The organism is Mycolicibacter sp. MU0083 (genome assembly GCF_963378075.1).
In the GTDB taxonomy this organism is placed as follows: Bacteria; Actinomycetota; Actinomycetes; order Mycobacteriales; family Mycobacteriaceae; genus Mycobacterium; species Mycobacterium kokjensenii.
Window position 1 is genome coordinate 2,391,995 of the sequence record NZ_OY726394.1, and the last position, 24,843, is coordinate 2,416,837.

The following is a 24,843-nucleotide window of genomic DNA, read 5'->3' on the forward strand; positions in this document are numbered from 1 at the left end:
ATGAATGCCCGAAGTAACGGTTCGACGGTCGCCAAGTCTAGAGGCCTGCTGCCGCGCTGCCCCGCGGCGGTCGGTGCTTTAAGCTGGCTCACTGTGACTAATGGCACCGATGACCTCGACTTTGACTTCGACGACGAAGGCGAGGACTACGACGACGACACCACCGACGTCGGTGCGCCAAAACAGAACAAGAGTCTCAAATGGGGGCTTGCCGCGGTCGTCTTGCTGGCGGTCGTCGCACTCGTGCTGGTCGCCGTGGTGCTGCTGGGTGGCGACCCCGGCAAGAGTTCGCTGGACAGTTCGGCGTCCAGCCGTAGCGCCGCGTCGGGGATCGCCAGCGCGGACGATGTCGGCCCGGTCGCCATTATCATCAACGACCCCACCTGCACGGCGTGGGCATCGATCAGCGGCAACCTGTCCAACACGCTGTCGCTGCTGGGGCACGGCCAGTGGAACGAGCGCGACCAGTCGATTCCGGCCTCGGCGTGGACCGACGAACAGAAGAAGCAGTACCTGGCCGCCGGACAGGTGGTCCGCAATGCTGCCGCGCAGACCGTCGGGTTGGTGAAACTGACCCCGCACCGGGTGATGCGCGAACTCTACGAACAGTTCATCGCCTACGCCCGTACCTTCGTCGAGCACATCCCGAACTACACCGAGCGCGATGCGGCTCTGGCCGGCACCGCGCACAGTGCCGCATCGGCGCTGGCCGCGATCTGCGCGGCCGCCAACAACGGTTCTGCCGCGGCCCGCGGGCCGCTGGTGGAACCGCAGTCGGCGCCGACCAAGACCGCCTCGCCGGGCAACCCGACCAATCCCCAGCGTTACCTGACCGGCCCGAACTCCGTGTGCGCCGACTGGAAGGCCACCCTGGACAAGTTCGGTGCCGACGCCGCCGACTGGCACGGGATCGACCCGAGCATCCCGGGCACCTACTGGAACCCGCAGCAGAAGGCGATCAACCTTGCGGTGGGGCCGGTCATGATCAGCCTGGCCAACAAGATGCAGCAGTTGGGCCGGCGCAGCAACAACCCCACCCTGCAAGACTTCGCGGAGTTGTCCGCGCAGTACCGGCGGGCGTTCGTGCTGGCGTTGCCCACCTACGACCCGACCGACAACCACCTGGCCAACGCCGCGACCTTCCTGTCCACCACGGTGCTCGGTGGATGCCAGTCCGCGGCGACCGCGGGCTAGTCACCGCGCCGGTCAGGCGTCGCGACAGCGGCCGGGGTGGTGATCACCCCGGCCGCTGTCGTTCGATCCTTCGATCGGCGCCGGTCCGGTAGCCCGCGGCGGCACCGCACGCCCCACAACGCAACGGACCGGTACCGCCCTGCTGGGCTGTACCGGTCCGTTGTTCGAGTCAGGCTGGGATCAGGCCCAGCTGGAACCCACCGAGGCGTCGGTGTTGGCCATGTTGTTGCCGGCGGTCTGCACCTTCTGACCGTGAGCATTGGCCTGCTCGTAGATCAGCGCGAAGTTGCGACCCAACTGCGTCACAAACTCCTGGCACGCCACCGAACCCGAACCACCCCAGAAATCACCGGCAGCCATCACATCGTGCACGATCGCCTGATGCTCGGCCTCCAACGACGCCGCCTGCGCACGAATCAACGCACCATGGGCATTGACATCACCGAACTGGTAATTGATCGACATCTCTGGACTCCCTCTCGCCTCTAGCTGCCCGACAGGATCTGCTGCGACGCAGCTTCCTGCTGCTCGTAGTGATTCGCATCCCGAATCAACCCATCACGCACGCTGTGCAACATCGTCACAATGTTGCGAAACGCCGTCTGCATCGTCCCCATGGTGTCCATCGAGGTCCGCTCGGCCAGACCACCCCAGCCCGCACCGGAGATGTTCGTCGACGACGCCCACATCCGACGCGCCTCATCCTCCACCGTCTGCGCATGCACATCGAAACGACCCGCCATCGCGCGCATCGCATCCGGATCCGTCATAAAACGTGCCATTGTTTTCTCCTTCTCGCTCGAAATTCTTTGTGGTGCCGGGCGCCGGCCCGGCGGACACGTGTGTTGTGGCCCCCTCCGCTACCCGCCGGCCGGCGAACGGGGCATCACCTTGGGGGCCTTGGCGGCGATGGCGCCCATGCCGCGGCCGGCCATCGCGCCCATCAGCGCACTGCCGAACGGACCGCCGGGAATACCGCCCGATCCCGACATCATCTGGACCGGCGCGCTAACCGTGGTGGACGGCAGCACCGGGGCGGCACGGACCATCCCGTCGGCCGCCATCGACCACGCCTGCGGCACCTTGAGCTGCCCCATCGACGCCGCCTGGCCGAGCTTGGCGGAGATGGCGTTGGTGGCCGAGCTGAAGTGGCCGGAGAGCACCCCGACCGCGCCCTGCAGCTTGTCGTTGACGAAGTTGCCGATCTGGGTCATCAGGGTTCCGGTGCCGCCGGCGCCGGCGGCCTGGCTGGCCAGGGCACCGCTGGCACCGCCGATACCGCCCATGCGGGCCAGCTGCATCAGCAGCATCGGCAGGATGCGGACCGCCATCAGCAGCGGCGAGCTGACCGCGTTGACGGGGGTCATCATCGAGGTGATCGAGGTGGCCATCAACTGCGGGTCCATCCCCGCCGTCGGGATCTGCAGCGCGTTGAGCAGCCCGCCGATGGTGGCCATGTCGTAGCCCGCGGGCGGGGTGACTCCGCCGGGCGGCGGCGGGACCGGTGCCCCACTGGCATCGGCGGCCCCCGGCGTCGCGCTGTGAGCGGACTGCGGCGGCGGTGCCTGCTCCACCATCAGATTGCTGTTGGCCTGGGCCGATGCACTGTAGGTGTCCATCGCGGCGCCGTCGGTCGCCCACATGACCTCGTAGGCGTGCTCGGTGGCCTGGATCATCGGGGTGTTCTGCCCGAAGAAGTTGGTGGAGACCAGCGCCAGCAGCATCGCCCGGTTGGCGGCGATCACCGCAGGCGGCACCGAGGCCGCGCGCGCCGCCTCGAACAGTGACGCCGCCTGGGTGGCCAGCGCCGCGTTCTGCGCGGCGTTGGCGGCGGCCTGCTCCAGCCACGCCACATAGGGGGCGACGGAGGTGGTCGCGGCGGCCGAACCGGCACCGGTCCAGGTCGAGTCCAGGTTCGTGATCACCGACTGGGTGGATGTCGCGGCCGTCATCATCTCCGCGGAGAGGTTGGCCCACGCCGCCGCTGCTTCAAGCAGCGGCGACGAGCCCGGGCCGGTATAGATCAACTCGGAGTTGATCTCCGGCGGGAAGATACTGAAACTCATCTAGCCCCTGCCTCAGCCCGCTGCGGAGGCGTTGACGGCCTCGGTGTAGGCGTAGGCGCTCGCGTTGCTGCCCAACGTGGCCACGATCTGCTGGTGGACGGCCGCGGCCTGCGCGCTGACCTGCTGGAAAAGGGTTCCGTGCGCGGAGAACTGTGCAGCGGTCAGCGCCGAGACCAGGTCCGAGGCCGGCGCGATCACACCGGTGGTCGGAGCAGCGGCGGCCGTCATCCCCGCCGTCATCGAGTCCCCGATGCCGGACAGGCTTCCGGCAGCAGCCGTCAGAACCTCTGGCTGAGCGGTAACGAACGACATTGTTCCTCCTGGGGGCGTACAGGCGTAGCGGTGTAATGGTGGGGGCGGAAAGTCTGGGTCAGTAGTTGACGCACGTCACTCTAGCGGACCGTTGTAATAACGGTCTGATAAAGCTGTGGCAGTCGAGACGGCTGGGAACTCACGCCCAGCACCCCGCCTGGCCAGCGGGTGACGAGTCGACGCCTTCATCTCGCAGACAACCTCTCTTGCGCGCTTGAGCGGATAGCTTTAGCGGCCGTTGCGGAGATTTTTCCTCCGGAGCGGCCGAATGCAGAACGTAACACCACTCCCAACTGCGGGTACAGCACCGCCACAAACATTCAGTAAAGGTTTGGCATCCGGTCAGATTGGGGCTGAGACGCCTCATTAACTACCGGGATTCGTCACGGTTAACCCCGCCAAACCCGGCCTGACGGCCGGTGCCGGTGTGCAAAGCTAGGGTGGCCCAAACCGGACCGCGGGCCAGCAGCAACCTACGGACTACCCCACGGAGTGTGCGATGACCTTCAACGAAGGCATGCAGATCGATACCAGCACCACCACGTCGGGCGGCGGGGGCCGTGGCATGGCCATCGGCGGCGGTGTCGCCGGCCTGGTGATCCTGGTGGTGGCACTGCTGTTGGGCGCCGACCCCGGCGATGTGCTCAGCCAGCAACCGGTGGACACCGGACAGTACTCGGCCCCCGGCTTTCAACTGGACAAGTGCCGCACCGGCGGCGACGCCAACAAATACGTGCAGTGCCGGGTGGTCGCCACCGCCAACTCCGTGGACGCGGTCTGGTCGGAGCTGCTGAACGGCTACACACGCCCGCAGGTGAAACTGTTCAGCGGACAGACCGCCACCGGCTGCGGCACCGCGAGCAGTGCCGTCGGGCCCTTCTACTGCCCCGCCGACCAGACCGCCTACTTCGACACCGACTTCTTCGACGAACTGGTCACCCGGTTCGGGTCCAGCAGCGGACCGCTCGCCCAGGAGTATGTGGTCGCCCACGAGTTCGGCCACCACGTGCAGAACCTGCTCGGGGTGCTCGGACGGGCGCAGAGCGGCGCGCAGGGCCCCACCGGCGCCGGTGTGCGCACCGAACTGCAGGCCGACTGCTACGCCGGGGTGTGGGCGCACTACGCCTCGATCACCAAGCAGAAGAGCACCGGGGTGCCGTTCCTGGAGCCGCTGACCGACGACGACATCCGCGACGCGTTGTCGGCGGCGGCATCGGTGGGCGACGACCGCATCCAGCAGGCCGCGACCGGCCGGGTCAACCCCGAAGCCTGGACGCACGGCGCCTCCGCACAGCGCCAGCACTGGTTCACCGTGGGCTACCAGACCGGTGACCCCAACCGGTGCGACACCTTCGCCGCCCGCGACCTCGGCTAAAGCGCGAGCAGACGGCGTAGCTCGCTGCGGCCGACCTCGTCGAGCGGCAGCAGCGGGCGCCGGGGTTCACCGGCGGGCACCCCGAGTAGCTGCAGGCCGGCTTTGACGGTGGTGGGCAGTCCCCCGGCCACGATGAACTCCAGCAGCGGTTTGAGGTCGTCATAGCGGGCCTGCGCGGTGGCCAGATCCCCCGCGGTGACCGCGGCGTAGAGGTCCAGGCAGGGCTGAGCGCGCAGGTTGGGTGCTGCGGTGCACCAACCGGCGGCCCCGGCCTTCAACGCGTCGAGCACCAGCGGGTTACTGCCGTTGAAGAACGGCAGCCGCCCGCCCGACAGCGCGGCGATCCGCCGCATCCGGGTCAGATCCCCGGTGGACTCCTTGACCATCGTGACGTGGTCGATGCCCTCGAACATCGTCACCAGCAACTCCGGGCTCATGTCCACCCCGGAGGTCGCCGGGTTGTTGTAGGCGACGATGTCGATGCCGACGGCATCCGAGACCGCCCGGTAGTGGGTGGCGACCTCGCGGTCCGTCAGCTTCCAGTAGGACACCGGCGAGACCATCACCGCATCGGCGCCGGCCTGTGCGGCGTAGCGGGCGCGTCGCACGGTACGCGCGGTGGTCAGGTCGGAGACGCCCACCAGTACCGGTAGCCGTCCGGCCACCGCCGCGATCGAGACGTCCACGACCAGGTCGAACTCCCCCTCGTCGAGGTAGGCGAGCTCACCGGTGCTGCCCAGCGGGGCGATGGCGTGCACGCCGGCGTCGACAAGGCGTTCGACGACCGTGGTCAACGCCGCGGTGTCGATGCCGTCCTCGGTCAGCGGTGTCACCGGATAGCCGATGACGCCGTGCAACGGTGCTGCCACGAGATGCTCCTTGGTTATCCGGTGATCGCGTCTGGGTGCCCGGCCAGTGCGCGGCGGGCGTAGTAGGCGAAGTTGGCCCGGCTGCGGTTGGGCAACAGCGTCCAGTCGTGGGCTTCCCGGGCCAACTGCTCGGGGAGTTCCTTGATGGTCCCGGCGGCCATGGCGGCCAGTTGCAGGGCGGCGGCCCGCTCGATCAGCACCGCCAGCGAGCACGCCTCCTCCACGCTGGCCCCGGCGACGATCTGGCCGTGGTGGGCCAGCAGGATCGCCTTCTTGTCGCCGAGCGCCGCGGTGATGATCTCGCCCTCCTCGTTGCCGACCGGCACTCCGGGCCAGTTCGCCAGGAACGCGCAGTCGTCGTAGAGCGGAGTGGTGTCCATATGCGAGACCACCAGCGGGGTTTCCAGCATCGACAGCGCCGCGACGTGGAACGGGTGGGTGTGCACGATGCACTGCACGTCCGGCCGGGCCCGGTAGATCCAGCTGTGGAACCGGTTGGCGGGGTTGGCCATGGCCGTGGCGTCGGGGCCGTCCAGGACGTTGAGATCGTCGTCGACCAGCAGCAGGTTGGCGTCGGTGATCTCATCGAAGCCCAAGCCGAGCCGCTGGGTGTAGTAGGTCCCCGGGGCTTCGGCGCGTGCGGTGATCTGCCCGGCCAGGCCCGAGTCGTGGCCGCGGTCGAACAGCGCCCGGCAGGTCAGCGCCAGCTTCTGCCGGGTGGACCACCGGCTCGGCTCGACGTCCTGGGCCAATTGCTGCTGGGCGCGCCGCATCAGTTCGGATTTGGATGCGTCGAACCCGTCGAATGGCGTGTCCACGGTGGCTCCTAGCCGAGTCTCACCAGGGCTGCGTCGAGCAGGTCACGCCGCTGCCGCCCTGCTGCGACACCACGACCTCGCCGTCGACGGCGATCTCGCAGTGCAGTTCGGGGTTGATCCGCAGTCCCCCGCTCGCAGTGACCAGCGCCCACTGGCCCGGGGTTTCCAGGGTGGCGGTGTAGACCAGCGGGGCCCCGGGGCTCAGCGGGGTCCGGCGCTGCGTCACGAGATATTTGTCGGCGTCGGCGTTGTAGGCGGCCTTGCTGGGCGGATCGGTGGCGATGTACTGCACGTCGACATTGAGCTCACTGGTCGCCGTGACAGTGTAGGTGACCTCGTGGCCGCCGGCGGCGGTCTTCTTCGGCGCCTCCGAAGCCGGAGTCTCCGACGCCGGGGCCTCGGTGGTCGGCTCGGTGGCGTCGGCGGCCGCCGGGGTCTCGGCCGGGGTCTCGGTGGCCGGCTCGGTCGGGTTCTCCGTCGGAGTCGGCGCCGACGATTCCGTCGAGGGTTCCGGGGCCGCCCACACCGGTGCCTGCGCGCCGGCCGCCGTCATCAGCAGCATCGCACCCAGGCCGGCTGTCGCTTTCCGAATGATCGTCATATCGAGTCACGCTACCGGAGCACCAGGCGTTGTCGACTGTCGTCTTATCTCACGCCCCGGCACGCTGGGCGTGCCACAACACGACATTGGAGTCGGGACACACCCCGGTCGCGTCTAGCAACGCAGCCCTGACCCGTGCCAGCACCACCTGGGGCCGATACCGAAGCAGCTCACTGCTGACCCGAACGATCACCCAGCCACGTGCGGTCAACTCGGCGTAACGATCGATGTCGGCGCTCCGCTGCCGCGGATCGGTCCAGTGCTGGGCCCCGTCGAATTCCACCCCGACCCGGTATTCGGGCCAGCCCATGTCGATCCGGGCGAAGGGACGGCCGAAATCGTCGCGCACCACGATCTGGGTCGTCGGAGCGGGCAGGCCACCGCGGATCAGCAACAACCGCGTCCGCGATTCCTGAGGGGATTCAGCGCCGGCATCCATCAACGTGATCGCGCGCCGCAGCTGCACCAGGCCGCGGACACCCCGATGCCGCTCGGCCACCGCGGCTACGTCGTCTGCGGCCACACCCGTCGCGCGTGCCAGCGCATCGAGCCTGATCACGGCGGTGACCAGTCCCTTCCTGCGGCCCAGATCGAAAGCGGTCCGTGCGGCGGTGGTGGTCTGCATCCCACGGATCACGCACGTTTCATCGGGGCCCAATCGCTCACGATGGATGACGATGCCGTCGGCGTCGGAGGCGGCTTCGCGGTTCAGTTCGGCCGGCGTCCGCGCATCAAGCCAACGCGATCCGTGTAATGCCGCTGCGGAGAGCCCCGACACCGTCGCAGTCCGGCCCGACCACAACCAGCCGGCCACGGCGCGGGTGACCGGAGTGAGTTCGTGGCCGTTCGGCAGATAGACATTGCGGTAGATCATCTGATGTCGACTGCGCAATGTCCGCCGGGTCACGCGTCCGACGGCCAACGCCTCGGTACCCAGGAATGGCCACGCGGACTCCGACATGACCGTCACATTGCCGTCGCGGACCGACGCCCGTGTGCCGAGTGTCGGCTTATCTCACGCGTTCTGTGGATAACCGCGCATCAAGTCGACACTCGGCGCAGGACTTCGGCGACGACGTCGTCGAACGCCACGTCTACCTGCTCGCCGGTGGCCAGGTTCTTCACGCCGACGGTGCGGGCCTCCAGGTCGCGGTCCCCGGCGACCAGGGCGAGCGCCGCCCCGGAGCGATCGGCCGCGCGCATCGCGCCCTTGAGCCCGCGGTCTCCGTAGGCCTGGTCGACCCGCGCCCCGGCGGCCCGCAACTGGCCGGCGATCACCGCCAACCGCAGCTTGGCCGCCTCCGACAGGCCCACCCCGAACACGTCGCAGCGACTGGTGCTGCCCACCGTCTTGCCCTCGGCAGCCAGCGCCAACAGGGTGCGGTCCACCCCCAGCCCGAAGCCGATCCCGGACAGGTCCTGGCCGCCGAGTTGACGCATCAGCCCGTCGTAGCGGCCGCCGCCGCCGATCCCGGACTGGGCGCCGAGCCCGTCGTGCACGAACTCGAAGGTGGTCTTGGTGTAGTAGTCCAGGCCGCGCACCATCCGCGGATTGACCACATACGGGACGCCGAGGGCATCGAGGTGCGCGAGCACGGTGTCGAAGTGGGTGCGGGCGCCCTCGGAGAGGTGATCGAGCATCAGCGGGGCATCAGCGGTCATCTCACGCACCGCCGGGCGCTTGTCGTCGAGCACCCGCAACGGGTTGAGCTCCGCGCGCCGGCGGGTCTCCTCGTCGAGGTCGAGCCCGAACAGGAACTGCTGCAACAACTCTCGATACGCCGGCCGGCAGGTGTCGTCGCCGAGCGAGGTGATCTCCAGCCGGAAGCCGTCCAGGCCCAGGGATCGGAAGCCGGCATCGGCCACCGCGATCACCTCGGCGTCCAACGCGGGGTCGTCGACGCCGATCGCCTCCACCCCGACCTGTTGCAGCTGCCGGTAGCGGCCGGCCTGCGGGCGCTCGTAGCGGAAGAACGGCCCCGCATAGCACAGTTTGGCGGGCAGTTGGCCGCGGTCCAGGCCGTGCTCGATCACCGCGCGCATCACTCCCGCGGTGCCCTCCGGCCGCAGCGTCACCGAGCGGTCACCGCGGTCGGCGAAGGTGTACATCTCCTTGGAGACGACGTCGGTGGACTCCCCCACTCCGCGGGCGAACAACGCGGTGTCTTCGAAGATCGGTAGTTCGATGTCGCCGTAGCCGGCGCGGCGAGCCACCGCGAGCAGCCCGTCACGCACCGCGACGAAGCCGGCCGAGGACATCGGCGGTACGCCGGGAATGTAGTCAGGCACCCCTTTGGGTGCGGTGAACGTGCTCACGCACTAAGCCCTTCCAGGAATGGGTTGTTACGGCGCTCGGCGCCGATGGTGGTCTGGGGTCCGTGGCCGGGCAGCACCACGCATCCGTCGTCGAGGCACAGCAGTTTGTCGACGATCGAGTTCATCAGATCACGCCCGCTGCCGCCGGGCAGGTCGGTGCGTCCGACCGAGTTCTGGAACAGGGTGTCGCCACTGAAGACCACCTCGGCAGCGTCCCCTTCCACCCGGAAGACCACCGAGCCGCGGGTATGCCCGGGGGTGTGGTCGACGGTGACGGTGGTGTCGCCCAGACCGAGCTTGTCTCCGTCGCGATCGAGTTCGATCAGCTGCTTGGGCTCGGCGAACATCACCTTGCTCAGCATCCCGAACAACGCCTGCCCCGGGACCGTGCCGAATGAGCGCAGCGGGTCGGTGAGCATGAAGCGGTCCTCGGGGTGGATGTAGGTGGGGCAGCCGTAGGTGTCGGAGACCTTCTGCGCCGACCAGATGTGGTCGATGTGGCCGTGGGTGAGCAATACCGCCGACGGGGTCAGCCGATTCTCGTCGAGCACCCGCTGCAACCGGGACATGGCGCGCTGGCCCGGGTCGACGACGATCGCGTCGGCACCCTGCCGTTGCGCCAGTACATAGCAGTTGCACGCCAGCATTCCAGCGGGGAATCCGGTGACCAACACGTCCACCAGTTTCCCATTGGCCGACCGTGCGGCGGTGACGCGGGCGGCCCGGGCGCGCTCTGGCAGACTTGGAGGCCGACTTGATCGACGAGCCAGGGAGGTTACCGCCGGTGTCCACGAACTCAGAACGTCGCGCCGCCGCCAAGCGCGCGCTGGACCAGCAGGTGGAGCAGCGTGCCCAGGCGGCCCGCAAGCAACGCAACCTGTTGATGCTGGTCGGCGCCTTGGTGGCGGTGGTGGTGCTCGCGGGTGTGGGGTTCGTGGTGCTGCACGACAAGGACCCGGGCAACGTCAACGCCAAGGACGCGACCACCGACACCTCGGAGTCCGCGGACTCGGAGGCGTTCCCGGCGGGTTCGGTCGGCAAGCTGCCGACGTTCACCGCGTCACCGCAGCTGGGCGCCGACTGCCAGTACCAGAAGACGCCGCGCTCGGCCACCAAGGCCGTCGAGTTGCCGCGGTCCGGCAAGGTGCCGACCGATCCGGCCGAGGTCAGCGTGTCGATGATGACCGATCAGGGGCCGATCGGGTTGATGCTCACCAACGGTCAATCCCCTTGCACCGTCAACAGTTTCATTAGCCTGGCCGCCAAGGACTTCTTCAACGACACCAAGTGCCACCGGCTCACCACCTCGCAGACGCTCAGTGTCCTGCAGTGCGGTGACCCCGCCGGCGACGGCACCGGCGGCCCGGGCTACGAGTTCGACAACGAGTACCCCACCGACCAGTACGCCTCCACCGACCCCGCCGCCCAGCAGCCGGTCGTCTATCCGCGCGGCACCGTCGCGATGGCCAACGCCGGCCCGGGCACCAACGGCAGCCAGTTCTTCCTGGTCTACCGGGATTCGATGCTGCCGCCGCAGTACACGGTGTTCGGCAAGATCCAGGACGACGGCCTGGCCACCCTGGACAAGATCGCCGAGGCCGGTGTGCAGGGCGGCGGCGAGGACGGCACCCCGGTGACCAAGGTGACCGTCAAGTCGGTGCGCGCCGACTAAGTTCGGCCCACCTGGCGCGAGCCCCTTCCTCTGGCGCGAGCGTGCGTGTCTGCACCGCGACACGCCGCGATCAGCGTGCAACTGCGCACGTTCGCGCCCGCTCTCCCCACCGTTCGTCGACGTGACCCTCACCACATCCACCGAATGACACCGCGCCCTTAGGCGTCTTCTCCTGCGAGCGATGCAACAAGCTCGCGTGTCCTTCGAGAATAAGAGGGTGATCAGATGTCATACGACTACGTCGTGGTGGGCGGCGGTACAGCGGGATCCGTTCTCGCCGCACGCCTTTCACAAGACCCGGACGTGCGGGTACTCCTCGTCGAAGCGGGCGGCGCGAGTCCACCGTCCCAAAGCGGCAATCCGCCGGACTGGCCGCGACTGCTTCACGGAACGGCCGATTGGGGCGTACCGACCACCGTGCAAACTGCGACCGGTACCTCCATGCACTTGGGCAGAGGGCGCGGCATCGGCGGATCGTCGGTGATCAACGCGATGGTGTTCGCCCGCGGACATCGCGACAGCTACGCCGACTGGTCACAGTTCGGCGCCGTCGGGTGGAGCTTTGACGACCTGCTGCCCTATCTGATGCGCAGCGAGACGGCCCCACACGGCGATCCGGATCATCGGGGGCGGACCGGCCCGCTGCGGGTAGCACCTGCGTCGTCGCCCCATCCGGTGCTGTCCGCGGGCCTCAGCGCCGCAGAGCAGGTCGGATACCGCCGGGCGACCGACGTCAGCAGCGGCCTGGAGATCGGTTTCGGCCCTACCGATCTGACGATCGCGGACCGCCGTCGGATCAGCGCGGCGGACGCCTATCTGATTCCGGCCCTGAGCCGACCGAATCTCGAGGTGGTCACCGAGGCGCTGGTTCACCGGGTCCTGTTGGCCGGTGGGCGGGCGCTGGGTGTCGAGTACCGTGACCGGACCGGTGAAGTCGTGCAGCAATACGCCACCCGCGAAGTAGTGGTGTCCGCCGGCGGGATCGGTTCACCCCAGCTGCTGATGCTGTCCGGTATCGGGGCGGCCGATCAGCTGCGCTCGATGGGAATCGACGTGGTGGCCAATCTGCCCGCGGTCGGCGCAAACCTGCAGGATCACGCGCTGACCGGCCTGGTTTACCGCGCCGCACAACCGCTGCCACCGGCGCAGAACAATCACGGCGAAGTCCTGGGCCTGATCCAGACCACCGGCGACGCCGGCGCACCCGACTTGCAGATCATCCTCGTCGATTCCGCGACGGTGATCGGGCTCGACGCCCCCGATACGTATCTCGTCGGGTTCTCCGCGATCCAGCCGTTCAGTCGCGGGACGGTGCGCCTGGCCGGCCCGGAGCCGGACCTGGCACCCGTCGTCGACCCCAATTATCTTGCCGACGAACGCGATATGCGCACGATGCTGCACGGCCTTTCCGTCGCCCGGGAGATCGGGGCTGCCCCGGCACTGGACGGATGGCGCGGGGCGGAAATCTCCCCCGGGCCGACCACCACCGATGAGACGGCGCTCCGCGAGTACATCAAAGCGACTGCCAGTTCCTATTTCCATCCGGTCGGAACCTGCGCGCTGGGCGAGACCGATCAAGCCGTGGTCGACAGCGCATTGCGCGTTCGCGGCGTTACCGGATTGCGGGTGGTCGATGCTTCGGTGATGCCGTCACTGCCGTCCAATAACCCGCTGGCCACCGTGTATGGGATCGCCGAGCGCGGCGCGGAGCTATTACTGGCGTCCTGACCGTGCCGGGAAGGCCGCGGTTCGCGGGCACTACGCGGCCCGGACCGCGGCCTTCCCCAGACCGGCCCGCAACGTGCGCCGGGCCCGATACAGACGTGACATCACGGTGCCCGGCGGTATCCCGAGCCGAACGGCGATCTCCTTGTTCGACAGTTCCGCCACGAACGCGTAGTAGGCGACCGACCGCTGCGCCGAGGGTAGCGAGGCCAACACCGACCAGACTTCGCGCGCATAAATACCGCTGAACGCCTGGGCTTCCGCCGAGGGCGCCGCCTGCCTGGGGGCATAGCCGTCTACACGGTCACCGACCAGCGTTTCCGCCGGGCGTCGCTTTCTGGCACGGTGGGCACTGACCCAGGTGTTGACCATGATCGTTATCAACCAGGCGCGCACATTGACGTCCGGACCGAGCGCCGGATAGGCCTTCCACGCGCGCGTGAGTGTCTCCTGCACCAGATCTTCGACATCACCCGGTTGCCGCACGTACCCACGCGCTATCCGCGCGAGTTCGTCGGTGAGTCCGGCGACATCCTCCCCGAATCGAGTGGCCACGTCGCGGGAGGGGGCGCGGGCCGTCCCCGTCACAAGCCCAGCTCATCGGCCAGCACCTCGTAGCTGCGGAAAGCGGCCTCGCCGTAGTCCTGCAGCAGGACGCCGGGCATGGTGGGGTGCGGCGTGGAATCCGCACCGATCAAATGGATCTGGACGTGGTCGGCGCCCGCGGCGAAGTGGGCCGGCAGACCGTCGGCCACCGATTCCGCATCGCCGTGGACGGCCAACTCGTCGATCAACCGGTCACTGCCGTCACCGGCCAGGTCGTCGTCGCCGAATCCCAACCGACGCAGGTTGTTGGTGTAGTTGACCAACCCCAGATAGGGATGCTTGATCCGTGGCCGGGCCAGGGCTCTCGCCCGATGCGGATCCGGCTCGACGACGACTTTCTGTTCGGGCGCCAACAGCTTGCCGGCACCGAGAACGGCGCGGGCACGACGGGTGTGTTCCGGCGTCACCAGATAGGGCACAGCGCCGCCTGTCCGATCACGCGCGGTGGCAAGCATTTTCGGCCCCAGCGCAGCCAGTACCCGGCGGTCGACGGGCACACCGCCGGCGTCGAGTTCGTCGAGAAAGCCGTTCATCGACGCCATGGGTGCCCGGTATCCGTCGACCTGCTCGCGGTGGCCGACCCCGATGCCGAGCAGGAAGCGATCGCCGTACGTCTCGGCGATCCGTCGGTAGGCGGCGGCTGCGACGGCCCCGTCGGCACTGTGAATGTTGTAGATGCTGCTGGCGATCACCAACCGGTCGGTTGCGGCCAGAAGTTCGTCGATGCCGGCCAGGTCGGGCTGCGGGCCACCCAGCCACAACGCGCTATAGCCCAGATTTTCCAGCTGATTCGCCATCGCCGGCGTGGTGGCATAGCCCGGTTGCCAGACGCCGAATTTTCCCAGATTCATCGCGACCTCCTGTTGCGGTACCCCGGCAACTGCGATGGTGCCGATCCAAAAATGGACCGGCAAGTCCAGAAAATATTCGGCTCAAGGCATCGGGGTGACCCCGCCCCGAACCGCGTCGTCGAGGCGATGACGTCTCAACGCGAGGGCATCCGCGCCGCGGCAGTCCTCAGGCCGCCGAGGTCACCCGATACACGTCGTAGACGCCCTCGACGTTGCGGACCACGTTGAGCAGGTGGCCCAGGTGCTTCGGGTCGCCCATCTCGAAGGTGAACCGGCTGATCGCCACCCGGTCCCTGGAGGTGGTGACCGACGCGGACAAGATGTTGACCTTCTCGTCGGCGAGCACCTTGGTGATGTCCGACAGCAACCGGTGCCGATCCAGCGCCTCGACCTGAATGGCGACCAGGAACACCGACGACGGCGACGGCGCCCACTTGACCTCGATCAGCCGCTCGTCCTGCTGCCGCAGCGAGTCGGCGTTCGTGCAGTCGGTGCGGTGCACACTGACCCCGCCGCCCCGGGTGACAAAGCCCATGATCTCGTCGCCGGGCACCGGGGTGCAGCACTTGGCCAGTTTGGTCAGCACCCCGGTGGCCCCGGGCACCGCGACGCCGACGTCGTCGTTGTGGCGGTCCCGACGCGGGATGGTCAGCGGGGTGGAGCGTTCGGCCAGGTCGTCTTCGGCCTGGTCCACCCCGCCGAGTTGCGCGACCAGTCGCTGCACGACGTGGTGGGCCGAGACGTGGTTCTCCCCGACCGCGGTGTAGAGCGCCGACACATCGCTGTAGTGCAGTTCGCGGGCGACCGCCGCCATCGATTCACCGTTGACCAGTCGCTGCAGCGGCAGGCCGGCGCGCCGCACCTCGCGGGCCATGGCGTCCTTGCCGGACTCCAGCGCCTCCTCGCGACGCTCCTTGGCGAACCACTGCCGGATCTTGGCCTTGGCCCGCGGTGACACCACGAACTGCTGCCAGTCGCGTGACGGGCCGGCGTTGGCCGCCTTGGAGGTGAAGACCTCCACCACTTCCCCGTTTTCGAGCTTGCGCTCCAATGCCACCAGCCGGCCGTTGACCCGTGCCCCGATGCAGCGATGCCCGACCTCGGTGTGCACCGCGTAGGCGAAGTCGACCGGGGTGGACCCGGTGGGCAGCGTGATCACGTCGCCCTTGGGGGTGAACACGAAGATCTCTTTGACGGCCAGGTCGTAGCGCAGCGATTCGAGGAACTCCCCCGGATCCGCCGCCTCCCGCTGCCAGTCCAGCAATTGGCGCATCCAGGCCATGTCGTCGATCTCGGCGGCGGTGCCCGGGTGTGGAACACCGTTGCGGCCCTTGGCTTCTTTGTAGCGCCAGTGCGCGGCGATGCCGTATTCGGCGGTGCGGTGCATCTCCCGGGTGCGGATCTGGATCTCCAGCGGCTTGCCCTCCGGGCCGATCACCGTGGTGTGCAGCGACTGGTAGACCCCGTAGCGCGGCTGGGCGATGTAGTCCTTGAACCGGCCCGCCATCGGCTGCCACAGCGAGTGCACGACACCGACCGCGGCATAGCAGTCCCGGATCTCGTCGCACAGAATCCGCAGGCCCACCAGATCGTAGATGTCGTCGAAGTCGCGGCCGCGCACGATCATCTTCTGGTAGATCGACCAATAGTGTTTGGGCCGTCCTTCGACGGTCGCGGTGATCTTCGACTTCGCCAGCGTGTTGACGATCTCGGTGCGCACCTTGGCCAGATAGGTGTCCCGCGACGGCGCCCGGTCGGCCACCAACCGCACGATCTCTTCGTAGCGCTTCGGGTGCAGAATCGCGAACGACAGGTCCTCGAGTTCCCACTTGACGGTGGCCATACCCAGCCGATGTGCCAGCGGCGCAATCACTTCCAGCGTCTCGCGCGCTTTGCGGGCCTGCTTCTCCGGCGCCAGGAACCGGATGGTGCGCATGTTGTGCAGCCGGTCGGCGACCTTGATCACCAGCACCCGCGGGTCGCGCGCCATCGCGATGATCATCTTGCGGATGGTCTCGGCCTCGGCGGCGGTGCCCAGCACCACCTTGTCGAGTTTGGTCACCCCGTCCACCAGGTGGGCGACCTCGTCGCCGAATTCGCCGGCCAGCGCCTCCAGCGTGTAGCCGGTGTCCTCGACGGTGTCGTGCAACAACGCGGCCACCAGGGTGATGGTGTCCATGCCCAGCTCGGCCAGGATGGTCGCCACCGCCACCGGATGGGTGATGTAGGGGTCCCCCGAATGCCGCAACTGGGCGGCGTGCCGCTCCTCGGCGACCTCGTACGCGCGTTGCAGCAGCGTCAGGTTGGCCTTCGGGTAGTACTGGCGGTGCACCGCGACCAGCGGTTCCAGCACCGGGCTGACCGCACCGCGCTGCGCGGTGATCCGCCGGGCGATCCGGGCCCGCACCCGCCGCGACGCGCTGGTGGGGACCTTCAACAGGTCGGTGCGTTCGGTGGGTGAATCCTGGGCGAGCGCCTCCGAGAGCACTACCGGCCGGCCGGCGTCCGTGCTGCGCTGATCCTGGTCGGGCCCCTGCCCGGGCCCCTGGTCAAAGCCCAATGTGTGTCACCTCCGACCACGAGAGTATCGGCTAAATCAGGTGCAGGCTGGTCAGCGGCAAAGCTCCCACCGCCGCACGCCCACCCAGTCCGGGCAGCTCCAGCACCACCGCCGCACCGACCACCTCGGCGCCGGCCCGTCCCAGCAACCGCTGTGCCGCGGCCAGGGTTCCACCGGTGGCCAGCACGTCGTCGAGAATCACCACCCGGCGCCCGGCCAGATCGATGCCCTCGGCGGGAATCTCCAGCACCGCATCGCCATACTCGAGCTGGTAGGACTCCGAGAGCACCGGCGGTGGCAGCTTGCCGCCCTTGCGGACCGCCAGGGCGCCCACCCCGAGCCGGTCGGCCACCGCCCCGGCCAGCAGGAAGCCGCGGGCGTCGATACCGGCCACCACGTCGGCACCGGCCGCGGCGCGGGCCAGCGCATCGGTGACCGCCGCCAGCCCGGCGGGGTCGGCGAACACCGGAGTCAGGTCTTTGAATGCGATTCCCGGCGTGGGGAAGTCGGCCACCTCGCGGATCAGCGCTGCGATGACCTCGGCGGCTGCGGCTCCGGTCTGGTTCACTGCTGCAGCGCCCAGCGGTCCATGTTCCACCCGGCACCCCAACGGGTCGGGTTGGCCGCCACGCCGTAGGTCTTCTTCGACGACATCAGCGTGCGCTGCTGGCGGTAGAGCGGCAGGGTCGGCATATCCGCCCACAGCACCGGGGCGGCCTCGGCGAGCAGGCGGACCATCTCGGCGGGGTCCGCGGTGACCGCCAGCGCCGAGACGACGCCGTCGATCTGGTCGTTGCGGTAGCCCGACAGGTTGTTGCCGTTGCCGCTGAACAGTTCGTAGGCGTCCACCGCCGACGACCCACTCGACCCGCTGCCGGTGGATCCGCCGGTGCTGGCCAGTAACGCGTCGATCTGCCCTTCGCGCAGCGACTGCGGCCCGATCTCCTCGGACGCCACCTCGGTGACGGTGATTCCGGCCTGCTCACACGACGCGGTGATCGCCCCGATCACCGCGGCCAGCCGGGTATTGGGCCCGTGGTAGCCGATCCGCACGGTCAACGGTCTGCCGCCGAGGGCCTCCCGGGCGGCGTCGAGGTCGGCGTGCGCGAACTGCTCGGCCTCGGGAACGTTCTCGGCCTGGTCGAACGCGTCGTCGATAGCGGTGTTGAGCCGCGAGTTGACCACCGCGACACCCGCATCGCGGGCGATCACATCTCGCGGGGTGCACAGGGCCACCGCCCGCCGGGCCGGCGTCTCCGACAGCGGCCCCGACGGTGCGAAGATCAACTGCTCGATGCCGCCCGAGGGGCTGTCGGCGCTCTGGTAGTCGTCCGGGGTGATCAGTGACCCCGCGGAGCCCGTCGCGACGTCGATGACCTCCACGACGCGCTTGTTGACCCGTTCGGCGATGTCGGTGGCCTGCGGCCACACGGTGATCCGATTGGTGACCGGCTTGGCGCCCCACCACAGGTCGTTGGCCACCAGGACCACTGCGCCCCCGTCGAGCACCGAGTCGATCTTGTAGGGACCCGACGACGGGAAGCGCCGCAGGTCGGCGTCACGGTCGAGTTGCCAGGTGGTGTTCCAGGCCTGCGCGATCCTGGCGATGGCCTCCTCGGCCGGCCCGAGCTTGCCCTGCACGGCTTCGGTGATGTTGATGCCGAGCATGTCGCTGATGATGTGCGACGGCATCATCGAGGTCGCGGTGAACAGCTCCTCGTAGTCGACGATGTTGCGGTCGGGGAAGAACGAGACCCGGGCCTTCTTCGCACCGGATTCGCATTCGATGTTCTCGATGTCGAGGTAGCCCGCCCGGCTGGCCGCGTCGAAACCCGGGAACCGTCCGGACTGGGCCGCCCAGGCCAGCACCAGGTCGTCGCAGGTCACCGGCTTGCCGTCGGAGTACACCGCCGCATCGTCGATCTGGTAGTCGAGCACCAGCGGGGCCCGGCCCACCACCGAGATGCTGCCGAAGTCGTGGTCGGTGACGATCTGACCGTCCGGCCCGTGGTAGCCGAAGCCGAGCAGGGTGCGTGAGAACGCCTGCGGGCCCGCCGAGGCGGCGCCGGCGACCGTGGTGCTGTTGTAGGTGGGCAGGCTGCCGTCGACGGCGTAGTCGATCTCGTCGACGGTGGCGCTGGTGCACGCCGACATCGACCAGGCGCCGAGGCCGGTGACGATCGCCACCACCCACGCGCCAGCCTGCCGCCAGCGGGCCGCCATCGCCGGTTACCGTCCGGTGCTCGGCTTGCCGGTCGGCCGCTGGGTGCGCCGGCTGGTGGGCCGCGCCGGTTTGGCTCCGGGCACCGGGGTTCCCGCCACCGTCGTCACCGCATCGGCATCGTCGGAGTCGGTCGCGGCGTCGTCGCCACCGGCGGCCCCCGTCTTCGAACCGGCGGCGTTGCGCCGCCGCATCACCCGGCGGGTGTGGTTCTGCACCAGTTCGGTGCGCTCCCGCAGCGTGACCAGCAGCGGTGTCGCCAGATAGATCGAGGAATAGGTACCGACCACGACACCGACCAACTGCACCAGGGCCAGGTCCTGCAGGGTCCCCACCCCCAGCAGCCACACCGCCACCACCATCAGCGAGATGATCGGCAGCGCCGAGATCAGGCTGGTGTTGATCGACCGCATGAACGTCTGGTTGACCGCCAGGTTGGCTTCCTCGGCATAGGTGCGCCGGGTCTTGTGTTCGAAGCCGTGGGTGTTCTCCTCCACCTTGTCGAACACGATGACGGTGTCGTAGATGGAGAACCCGAGGATGGTCAGCAAACCGATGACCGTGGCCGGGGTGACTTCGAACCCGACCAGCGAGTACACCCCGGCGGTCACCAGGATGTCGAAGACCATCGACACCATCGCCGAGATGGTCATGAACCACTCGTAGCGGACGGTGATGTACAGCGAGGCCAACAGCAGGAACACCACCAGGGCGATCACGGCCTTCTGGGTGATCTGCCCACCCCAGGTCTCCGACACCGCCGAATCGCTGATCGCCTGTTTACTGGGCTGGCCGTCGGGACCAACCGGCTGGAAGGCCTCGTACAGGTCGTCGCGCAGCTTCTCGGTCTGCTCGTTGGTCAGCGTTTCGGCACGGATCTGCACCGTCGCAGAATTTCCGTTGCCGACCACGACCACCGATTCGGGGCTGCTGCCCACGCTCTTGCGGAACACCTCTTCGACCTGGGTGACGCTGGTGTCGCCACGCGGAAACGACACCTTGGTGCCGCCGGCGAAGTCGATGCCGAAGGTGAAGCCACGGACCAGGATGCTGACGATCGCGATGGCCACCATCACGCCGCTGATCGCGTACCACATCCGCCGCTTGCCGATGACCTCGAACGCGCCGGTACCGGTGTAGAGCCGCGACAGGAAGCCGTGCTCCGGTGCGGTTGTGCCGCTCTTGGTGAGCTCGACCGCACCCGTCGCGTCCGTCGCGGACTTCGTCACGCGCTTCGCGCCGCTCTTAGTGTTCGGTTTGGCCATCTGGCTATCCCTGTTCCGTCGACTGGGCGGTTACCCGCGTGCGCGTTTTGGCTCCGGGTTTGCCGCCGGTTCCGCCGCCGGCTCTGGCCACCGCCCGCCGCTCGCGCGCGACCTGCTGGACCGCGCCGAGCCCGTTGTAGGACGGCTTGGCCAACGTCGGCGACTTGGACGCGAGATACACCAGCGGCCAGGTCACCAGGAACACCACGACGATGTCGAGGATGGTGGTCAGACCCAGTGTGAACGCGAAGCCCTTCACCTGCCCGACGGCCAGGAAGTACAGCACCGCCGCCGCCAGGAACGTCACCGCGTTGCCGGACACGATCGTCTTGCGGGCGCGCGCCCAGCCTCGCGGAACCGCGGAGCGGAACGAACGTCCCTCCCGGATCTCGTCCTTGATGCGTTCGAAGAACACCACGAACGAGTCGGCGGTGGTGCCGATACCGATGATCAGACCGGCGATACCGGCCAGGTCGAGCGTGTAGTTGATGTAGCGGCCCAGCAACACCAGGATCGCGTAGACCATGGCACCGGCCACGACCAGCGACAATGCCGTCAGTACCCCGAGTACGCGGTAGTAGAGCAGGGAGTAGACGAGCACCAGGACCAGGCCGATCGCGCCAGCGATCAGGCCGGCCCGCATCGACGTCATGCCGAGCGTGGCCGAGACGGTCTCCGCCTCGGAGGCCTCGAACGACAGCGGCAGCGAACCGTACTTGAGCACGTTGGCCAGCTGGCGTGCCTCGTCCTGGGTGAAGCCCGGGGAGCCGCCGGTGATCTGGGTGCGGCCGCCGGGGATGGCCTCCTGGATGACCGGTGCGCTGACGACCTGTGAGTCCAGCGTGAACGCGGTCTGGGTACCGATGTTGTTCGCGGTGAAGTCGGCCCAGCGGTCGGCCGCGCCGCTCTTGAACTGCACCTGGACGATGTTGGCGCCGCTGCGCTGGTCCATACCCGAGCTGGCATCGGCGATCTCGTCACCACTGATGAGCGACGGCTTGAGCAGGTAGACGGTCTGGTGGTCCTGCGAGCAGGTCACCAGGGGCAGGTCCGGGTCGTCGTTGCCGGCCAGGATGTCTTCCTTGTCGCACTGCGAGGCCTGCATCTTCATGGTGACGACCTGCATCAGCCGGTCTTCACTCTGCCGCAGCTGCTTCTGCGCGGCGATCCTGGCCGCCAGGCGCTTGTCGGGGTCGATCTTCCCGGGCTTGCCGGGTACTCCCGGCAGGGCCGGCGTCGCGGGCTCGGTGCCGGGCTCGGCCGGCGATTCCGATTCGCCCGGTGCCGGAGCCGTCGACGTCTCCGAGGTGGTGGACGTCGCCGAGTCGGCCGGGCTCTGCGGTTCCGGGCTCTCCGAGGTGGTGCCGGGTCCCGGAGTGGGATCCTGCGGGTAGGGCCGTGGCTGGGCCGGCAGCGTCGCGGGCTCGGGTGCACCGGGCGCGCCGCCACCGGGCTGACCGGGAGCGGATCCGTCGAGGCCGGGGGCACCGCCGGGGAGACCCCCGGGAATCCCGCCCGGGAGACCGCCGCCGGCACCCGGCGGGAGACCGGGGATGCCGGGCGCGCCACCGGGCTGACCGGGCATCCGATTGCCCGCCTGCAGCAACGCCTGAACGGGCAGCGCCTCGGCCACCGGACGCACGTACAGGCGTGCGGTCTGCCCGAGATTGCGGGCTTCGTTGCCGTCGCTGCCGGGCACGGTGATGACCAGGTTGTTCCCGTCGATGATGACCTCGGAACCGGAGACACCGAGGCCGTTGACGCGCGCACTGATGATCTGTTGTGCCTGGTTGAGCGCATCGCGAGTCGGTGCGGAACCGTCCGGTGTCCGCGCCGTGAGCGTCACGCGGGTGCCGCCCTGCAGATCGATGCCGAGTTTGGGCTCGGCCAGCTTGTCCCCGGTCAGGAATACCAGCAGATAGACGCCGATGAGCATTGCCAGGAACACCGCCAGGTTGCGGGCAGGGTGCACCGGCGCCGAAGGCGATGCCACGTTGTTGAGTCTCCTTCGCTCATTGCGCAATGCGCTCTCGCGGTCGTCGGGGCTGGTCCGTGCTCGGACCGCCCGCAGCGATCAGTACGACTGCACCCGCAAAAGGGTACGTGCCCGGCCGTCCGGTGCGACCGTTGGGCGGGCGTTCCGCGCGTCGCGGGGCCGGTGCAGGTCTAGGCGCCTTCGACGGCTTCTTCGACGACGGCCTCCGACTCCAGCTCCGCCGGCTCGATCTTGTCCCGAACGGCCAGCTTCATCCAGGTGGTCACCACGCCGGGCGCGATCTCCAAGTCGACGTCGTCGTCGGTGATTCCGGTGATGGTCCCCTCGAGCCCCGAGGTGGTGTGTACCCGGTCACCCACCCGCAGCGACTCGTGCAGGTCGATGGTGGCCTGCATGGCGCGCTTCTGCTTCCGGGTGGCGAAGAACATGAACGCACCCATGACCAGTAGGAACGGGAAGAAGATGACGATGCTATCCATGACGACAACCGATCTTTCGACTTGTGTGAATCAGGTATCCGGCACCGGACCACAGGACCTGTGGCGGGCCACGGTGATGACAACAGTGTGCCATTGACTGCACTGACCGCGCGTCGATACCGGCGCCCACCACATAGGCTGTCGGTGACGGGGGGCCGGAACTCTTGAGGAAGGTTGGCCGATGAAGAACATCGCATGCGCTCTGGCGAGCGCCGTTGCATTGGCTGCGGCTCCCCTGGCGATGGGCACGATCGCCGCACCCGCCGTCGGCTGGGCCGAACCGCTGGCCTGCCCGGGCGGCCAGTACTGGGAACCCAGCACCAACACCTGCATGCCGCTCGGCCAGGGGCCGACGCCCCTGGGCTGCCCGGGCGGCCAGTACTGGGAACCCAGCACCAACACGTGCATGCCGCTGGGCCAGGGGCCGACGCCGTTGGACTGCCCGCCGGGCCAATACTGGCAACCCTTCGGCAACGCGTGCCGGCCGCTCGGCCAGATCTGAGTCGCAGCCAACACCGCTGAGGAGGCCCCGCCGATGTCCGTGCCACCGCCGGCGCAGAGCCGTCACCTGGCCACCGAGATCCCCGGACCCGTGTCGCAGCGGCTGGCGAGCCGGCGTGCCGCAGCCGTAGCCCGCGGAGTGGGCAGCACGCTGCCGGTTTATGCGTCCCGCGCAGCCGGCGGCATCGTCGAGGACGTCGACGGCAACCGGCTGATCGACCTGGGCTCCGGTATCGCCGTCACCACGGTCGGCAATGCCGCCCCGCGCGTGGTGGACGCGGTGCAGCAGCAGGTCGCCGAGTTCACCCACACCTGCTTCATGGTCACCCCGTATGAGGGGTACGTGGCCGTCGCCGAGGCCCTCAACCGGATCACCCCGGGCCGGTTCGAGAAGCGTTCGGTACTGCTCAACTCCGGTGCGGAGGCATTGGAGAACGCCGTGAAGATCGCCCGCGCCTACACCCGCAAATCCGCGGTGGTGGCGTTCGACCACGCCTACCACGGACGCACCAACCTGACGATGGCGCTGACCGCCAAATCCATGCCGTACAAGAGCGGGTTCGGGCCGTTCGCGCCGGACGTCTACCGGGCGCCCGCGTCCTATCCCTACCGGGACGGCCTGGTCGACAAGGAACTGGCCAGCGACGGCGTGCGGGCGGCCGAACGCACCATCGCCGTTCTGGAGAATCAGATCGGCGCCCACAACCTGGCCGCGGTGGTCATCGAACCGATCCAGGGCGAGGGCGGCTTCATCGTTCCGGCCCCCGGCTTTCTGCCCGCGCTGCTGGCGTGGTGCCGCGACAACAACGTGGTGTTCGTCGCCGACGAGGTGCAGACCGGCTTCGCGCGCACCGGGGCGATGTTCGCCTGCGAACACGAGGGCCCCGACGGGTTGGCGCCGGACCTGATCTGCACGGCCAAGGGCATCGGTGGCGGCCTGCCGCTGGCCGCGGTCACCGGGCGCGCCGAGATCATGGACGCCCCGCACGTCAGCGGTCTGGGCGGAACCTTCGGCGGCAACCCGGTGGCCTGTGCGGCCGCACTGGGGGCGCTGGCCACCGTGGAGGCCGACGACCTGGTGGGGCGGGCCCGGCAGATCGAACGACTGGCGTTCGAACGACTGGGCCGGTTGCAGGCCGACGACGGCCGCATCGGGGATGTGCGCGGCCGCGGCGCCATGATCGCGGTCGAACTGGTGCGGCCCGACACCAGCGAACCGGACCCGGCACTGACCAAGGCGCTGGCCGCGGCCTGCCATCGGGCCGGCGTGATCGTGTTGACCTGCGGGACGTTCGGAAATGTGGTGCGGCTGCTGCCGCCGTTGACGATCAGTGACGAATTGCTGCTCGAGGGCTTGGACGTGCTGGCCGGCGAACTAGCGAAGCTCTAACCTCCAGCTCGGTAATCCCCCGCCCC

Annotated in this window: 24 protein-coding genes; 6 read left to right on the plus strand and 18 right to left on the minus strand. The window is 68.4% G+C overall.

Features of this window, described 5'->3' with window-relative positions:
* The first annotated feature begins 93 nt into the window (after window positions 1-93).
* Window positions 94-1,194 carry a hypothetical protein gene (locus RCP38_RS10995; RefSeq protein ID WP_308473005.1) on the plus strand — a complete coding sequence of 367 codons (1,101 nt, stop codon included), beginning with the start codon at window positions 94-96 and terminating at the stop codon, window positions 1,192-1,194.
* A gap of 180 nt (window positions 1,195-1,374) precedes the next feature.
* Here RCP38_RS10995 and RCP38_RS11000 read toward each other — a convergent pair whose 3' ends face one another.
* The 4 genes from RCP38_RS11000 to RCP38_RS11015 form a co-directional block, all read right to left on the minus strand.
* Window positions 1,375-1,659 (minus strand): WXG100 family type VII secretion target, encoded by a 285-nt coding sequence (locus tag RCP38_RS11000; RefSeq protein ID WP_308473006.1) that lies wholly within the window; start codon window positions 1,657-1,659, stop codon window positions 1,375-1,377.
* Between the two features lie 20 nt (window positions 1,660-1,679).
* Window positions 1,680-1,976 carry a WXG100 family type VII secretion target gene (locus RCP38_RS11005; RefSeq protein ID WP_308473007.1) on the minus strand — a complete coding sequence of 99 codons (297 nt, stop codon included), beginning with the start codon at window positions 1,974-1,976 and terminating at the stop codon, window positions 1,680-1,682.
* 78 nt (window positions 1,977-2,054) lie between these two features.
* A complete protein-coding gene (locus RCP38_RS11010) occupies window positions 2,055-3,260 on the minus strand; it encodes a PPE family protein (RefSeq protein ID WP_308473008.1) in 1,206 nt (401 codons plus the stop codon).
* Window positions 3,261-3,272: 12 nt separating this feature from the next.
* Complete coding sequence (locus tag RCP38_RS11015; protein ID WP_308473009.1) at window positions 3,273-3,572, minus strand: PE family protein; 300 nt, start codon at window positions 3,570-3,572, stop codon at window positions 3,273-3,275.
* 499 nt (window positions 3,573-4,071) lie between these two features.
* Between RCP38_RS11015 and ypfJ the strand changes: the two genes are divergently transcribed.
* On the plus strand, window positions 4,072-4,947 hold the full coding sequence (gene ypfJ / locus RCP38_RS11020; RefSeq protein WP_308473010.1) for a KPN_02809 family neutral zinc metallopeptidase: 876 nt from the start codon (window positions 4,072-4,074) through the stop codon (window positions 4,945-4,947).
* Here the strand turns inward: ypfJ and RCP38_RS11025 are convergent.
* The 6 genes from RCP38_RS11025 to RCP38_RS11050 form a co-directional block, all read right to left on the minus strand.
* Window positions 4,944-5,816 (minus strand): dihydrodipicolinate synthase family protein, encoded by an 873-nt coding sequence (locus RCP38_RS11025; protein WP_308473011.1) that lies wholly within the window; start codon window positions 5,814-5,816, stop codon window positions 4,944-4,946. The two genes, ypfJ and RCP38_RS11025, sit on opposite strands and share 4 nt — an antisense overlap.
* Window positions 5,817-5,830: 14 nt before the next feature.
* A complete protein-coding gene (locus tag RCP38_RS11030; RefSeq protein WP_308473012.1) occupies window positions 5,831-6,634 on the minus strand; it encodes an aldolase in 804 nt (267 codons plus the stop codon).
* Between the two features lie 19 nt (window positions 6,635-6,653).
* On the minus strand, window positions 6,654-7,235 hold the full coding sequence (locus RCP38_RS11035) for an RAD23 family protein (protein ID WP_308473013.1): 582 nt from the start codon (window positions 7,233-7,235) through the stop codon (window positions 6,654-6,656).
* Between the two features lie 49 nt (window positions 7,236-7,284).
* Complete coding sequence (locus RCP38_RS11040; protein WP_308473014.1) at window positions 7,285-8,196, minus strand: endonuclease domain-containing protein; 912 nt, start codon at window positions 8,194-8,196, stop codon at window positions 7,285-7,287.
* 80 nt (window positions 8,197-8,276) lie between these two features.
* Window positions 8,277-9,551, minus strand: a complete 1,275-nt coding sequence (gene hisS / locus RCP38_RS11045; RefSeq protein ID WP_308473015.1) for a histidine--tRNA ligase — start codon at window positions 9,549-9,551, stop codon at window positions 8,277-8,279.
* Entirely contained in the window at window positions 9,548-10,225 is a 678-nt protein-coding gene (locus RCP38_RS11050) for an MBL fold metallo-hydrolase (protein WP_308477213.1), read from the minus strand. Before RCP38_RS11050 ends, hisS begins: the two co-directional genes overlap by 4 nt.
* Window positions 10,226-10,335: 110 nt before the next feature.
* On the opposite strand from RCP38_RS11050, the gene RCP38_RS11055 reads away from it, so the two are divergent.
* Together RCP38_RS11055 and RCP38_RS11060 are read left to right on the plus strand one after the other, a co-directional pair.
* Window positions 10,336-11,223, plus strand: a complete 888-nt coding sequence (locus RCP38_RS11055; protein ID WP_308473016.1) for a peptidylprolyl isomerase — start codon at window positions 10,336-10,338, stop codon at window positions 11,221-11,223.
* 225 nt (window positions 11,224-11,448) lie between these two features.
* Window positions 11,449-12,951, plus strand: a complete 1,503-nt coding sequence (locus RCP38_RS11060; protein ID WP_308473017.1) for a GMC family oxidoreductase — start codon at window positions 11,449-11,451, stop codon at window positions 12,949-12,951.
* Window positions 12,952-12,981: 30 nt separating this feature from the next.
* Here RCP38_RS11060 and RCP38_RS11065 read toward each other — a convergent pair whose 3' ends face one another.
* From RCP38_RS11065 to yajC, 8 genes are all read right to left on the minus strand, one after another.
* On the minus strand, window positions 12,982-13,536 hold the full coding sequence (locus tag RCP38_RS11065; protein ID WP_308473018.1) for an RNA polymerase sigma factor: 555 nt from the start codon (window positions 13,534-13,536) through the stop codon (window positions 12,982-12,984).
* Window positions 13,533-14,405 (minus strand): TIGR03620 family F420-dependent LLM class oxidoreductase, encoded by an 873-nt coding sequence (locus RCP38_RS11070; protein WP_308473019.1) that lies wholly within the window; start codon window positions 14,403-14,405, stop codon window positions 13,533-13,535. Before RCP38_RS11070 ends, RCP38_RS11065 begins: the two co-directional genes overlap by 4 nt.
* Before the next feature lie 166 nt (window positions 14,406-14,571).
* Window positions 14,572-16,893, minus strand: coding sequence for a RelA/SpoT family protein (locus tag RCP38_RS11075; RefSeq protein WP_308477214.1), 2,322 nt, complete (start codon window positions 16,891-16,893; stop codon window positions 14,572-14,574).
* A gap of 103 nt (window positions 16,894-16,996) precedes the next feature.
* Window positions 16,997-17,533: an adenine phosphoribosyltransferase gene (locus tag RCP38_RS11080; protein WP_308473020.1), complete on the minus strand. Its 537-nt coding sequence runs from the start codon at window positions 17,531-17,533 to the stop codon at window positions 16,997-16,999.
* Entirely contained in the window at window positions 17,530-19,188 is a 1,659-nt protein-coding gene (locus tag RCP38_RS11085; protein ID WP_308473021.1) for an ABC transporter substrate-binding protein, read from the minus strand. The genes RCP38_RS11080 and RCP38_RS11085 overlap by 4 nt, the downstream gene beginning before the upstream one ends.
* Before the next feature lie 6 nt (window positions 19,189-19,194).
* A complete protein-coding gene (secF, locus tag RCP38_RS11090; protein WP_308473022.1) occupies window positions 19,195-20,451 on the minus strand; it encodes a protein translocase subunit SecF in 1,257 nt (418 codons plus the stop codon).
* A gap of 4 nt (window positions 20,452-20,455) precedes the next feature.
* A complete protein-coding gene (gene secD / locus RCP38_RS11095) occupies window positions 20,456-22,444 on the minus strand; it encodes a protein translocase subunit SecD (RefSeq protein WP_308473023.1) in 1,989 nt (662 codons plus the stop codon).
* Between the two features lie 173 nt (window positions 22,445-22,617).
* Window positions 22,618-22,926, minus strand: a complete 309-nt coding sequence (yajC, locus tag RCP38_RS11100) for a preprotein translocase subunit YajC (RefSeq protein ID WP_308473024.1) — start codon at window positions 22,924-22,926, stop codon at window positions 22,618-22,620.
* A 181-nt stretch (window positions 22,927-23,107) separates the two neighbouring features.
* Here yajC and RCP38_RS11105 point away from each other — a divergent pair, with 181 nt between their 5' ends.
* A complete protein-coding gene (locus RCP38_RS11105) occupies window positions 23,108-23,428 on the plus strand; it encodes a hypothetical protein (protein ID WP_308473025.1) in 321 nt (106 codons plus the stop codon).
* 33 nt (window positions 23,429-23,461) lie between these two features.
* Window positions 23,462-24,817 carry a 4-aminobutyrate--2-oxoglutarate transaminase gene (gabT, locus tag RCP38_RS11110; protein WP_308473026.1) on the plus strand — a complete coding sequence of 452 codons (1,356 nt, stop codon included), beginning with the start codon at window positions 23,462-23,464 and terminating at the stop codon, window positions 24,815-24,817.
* Window positions 24,818-24,843: the final 26 nt, after the last annotated feature.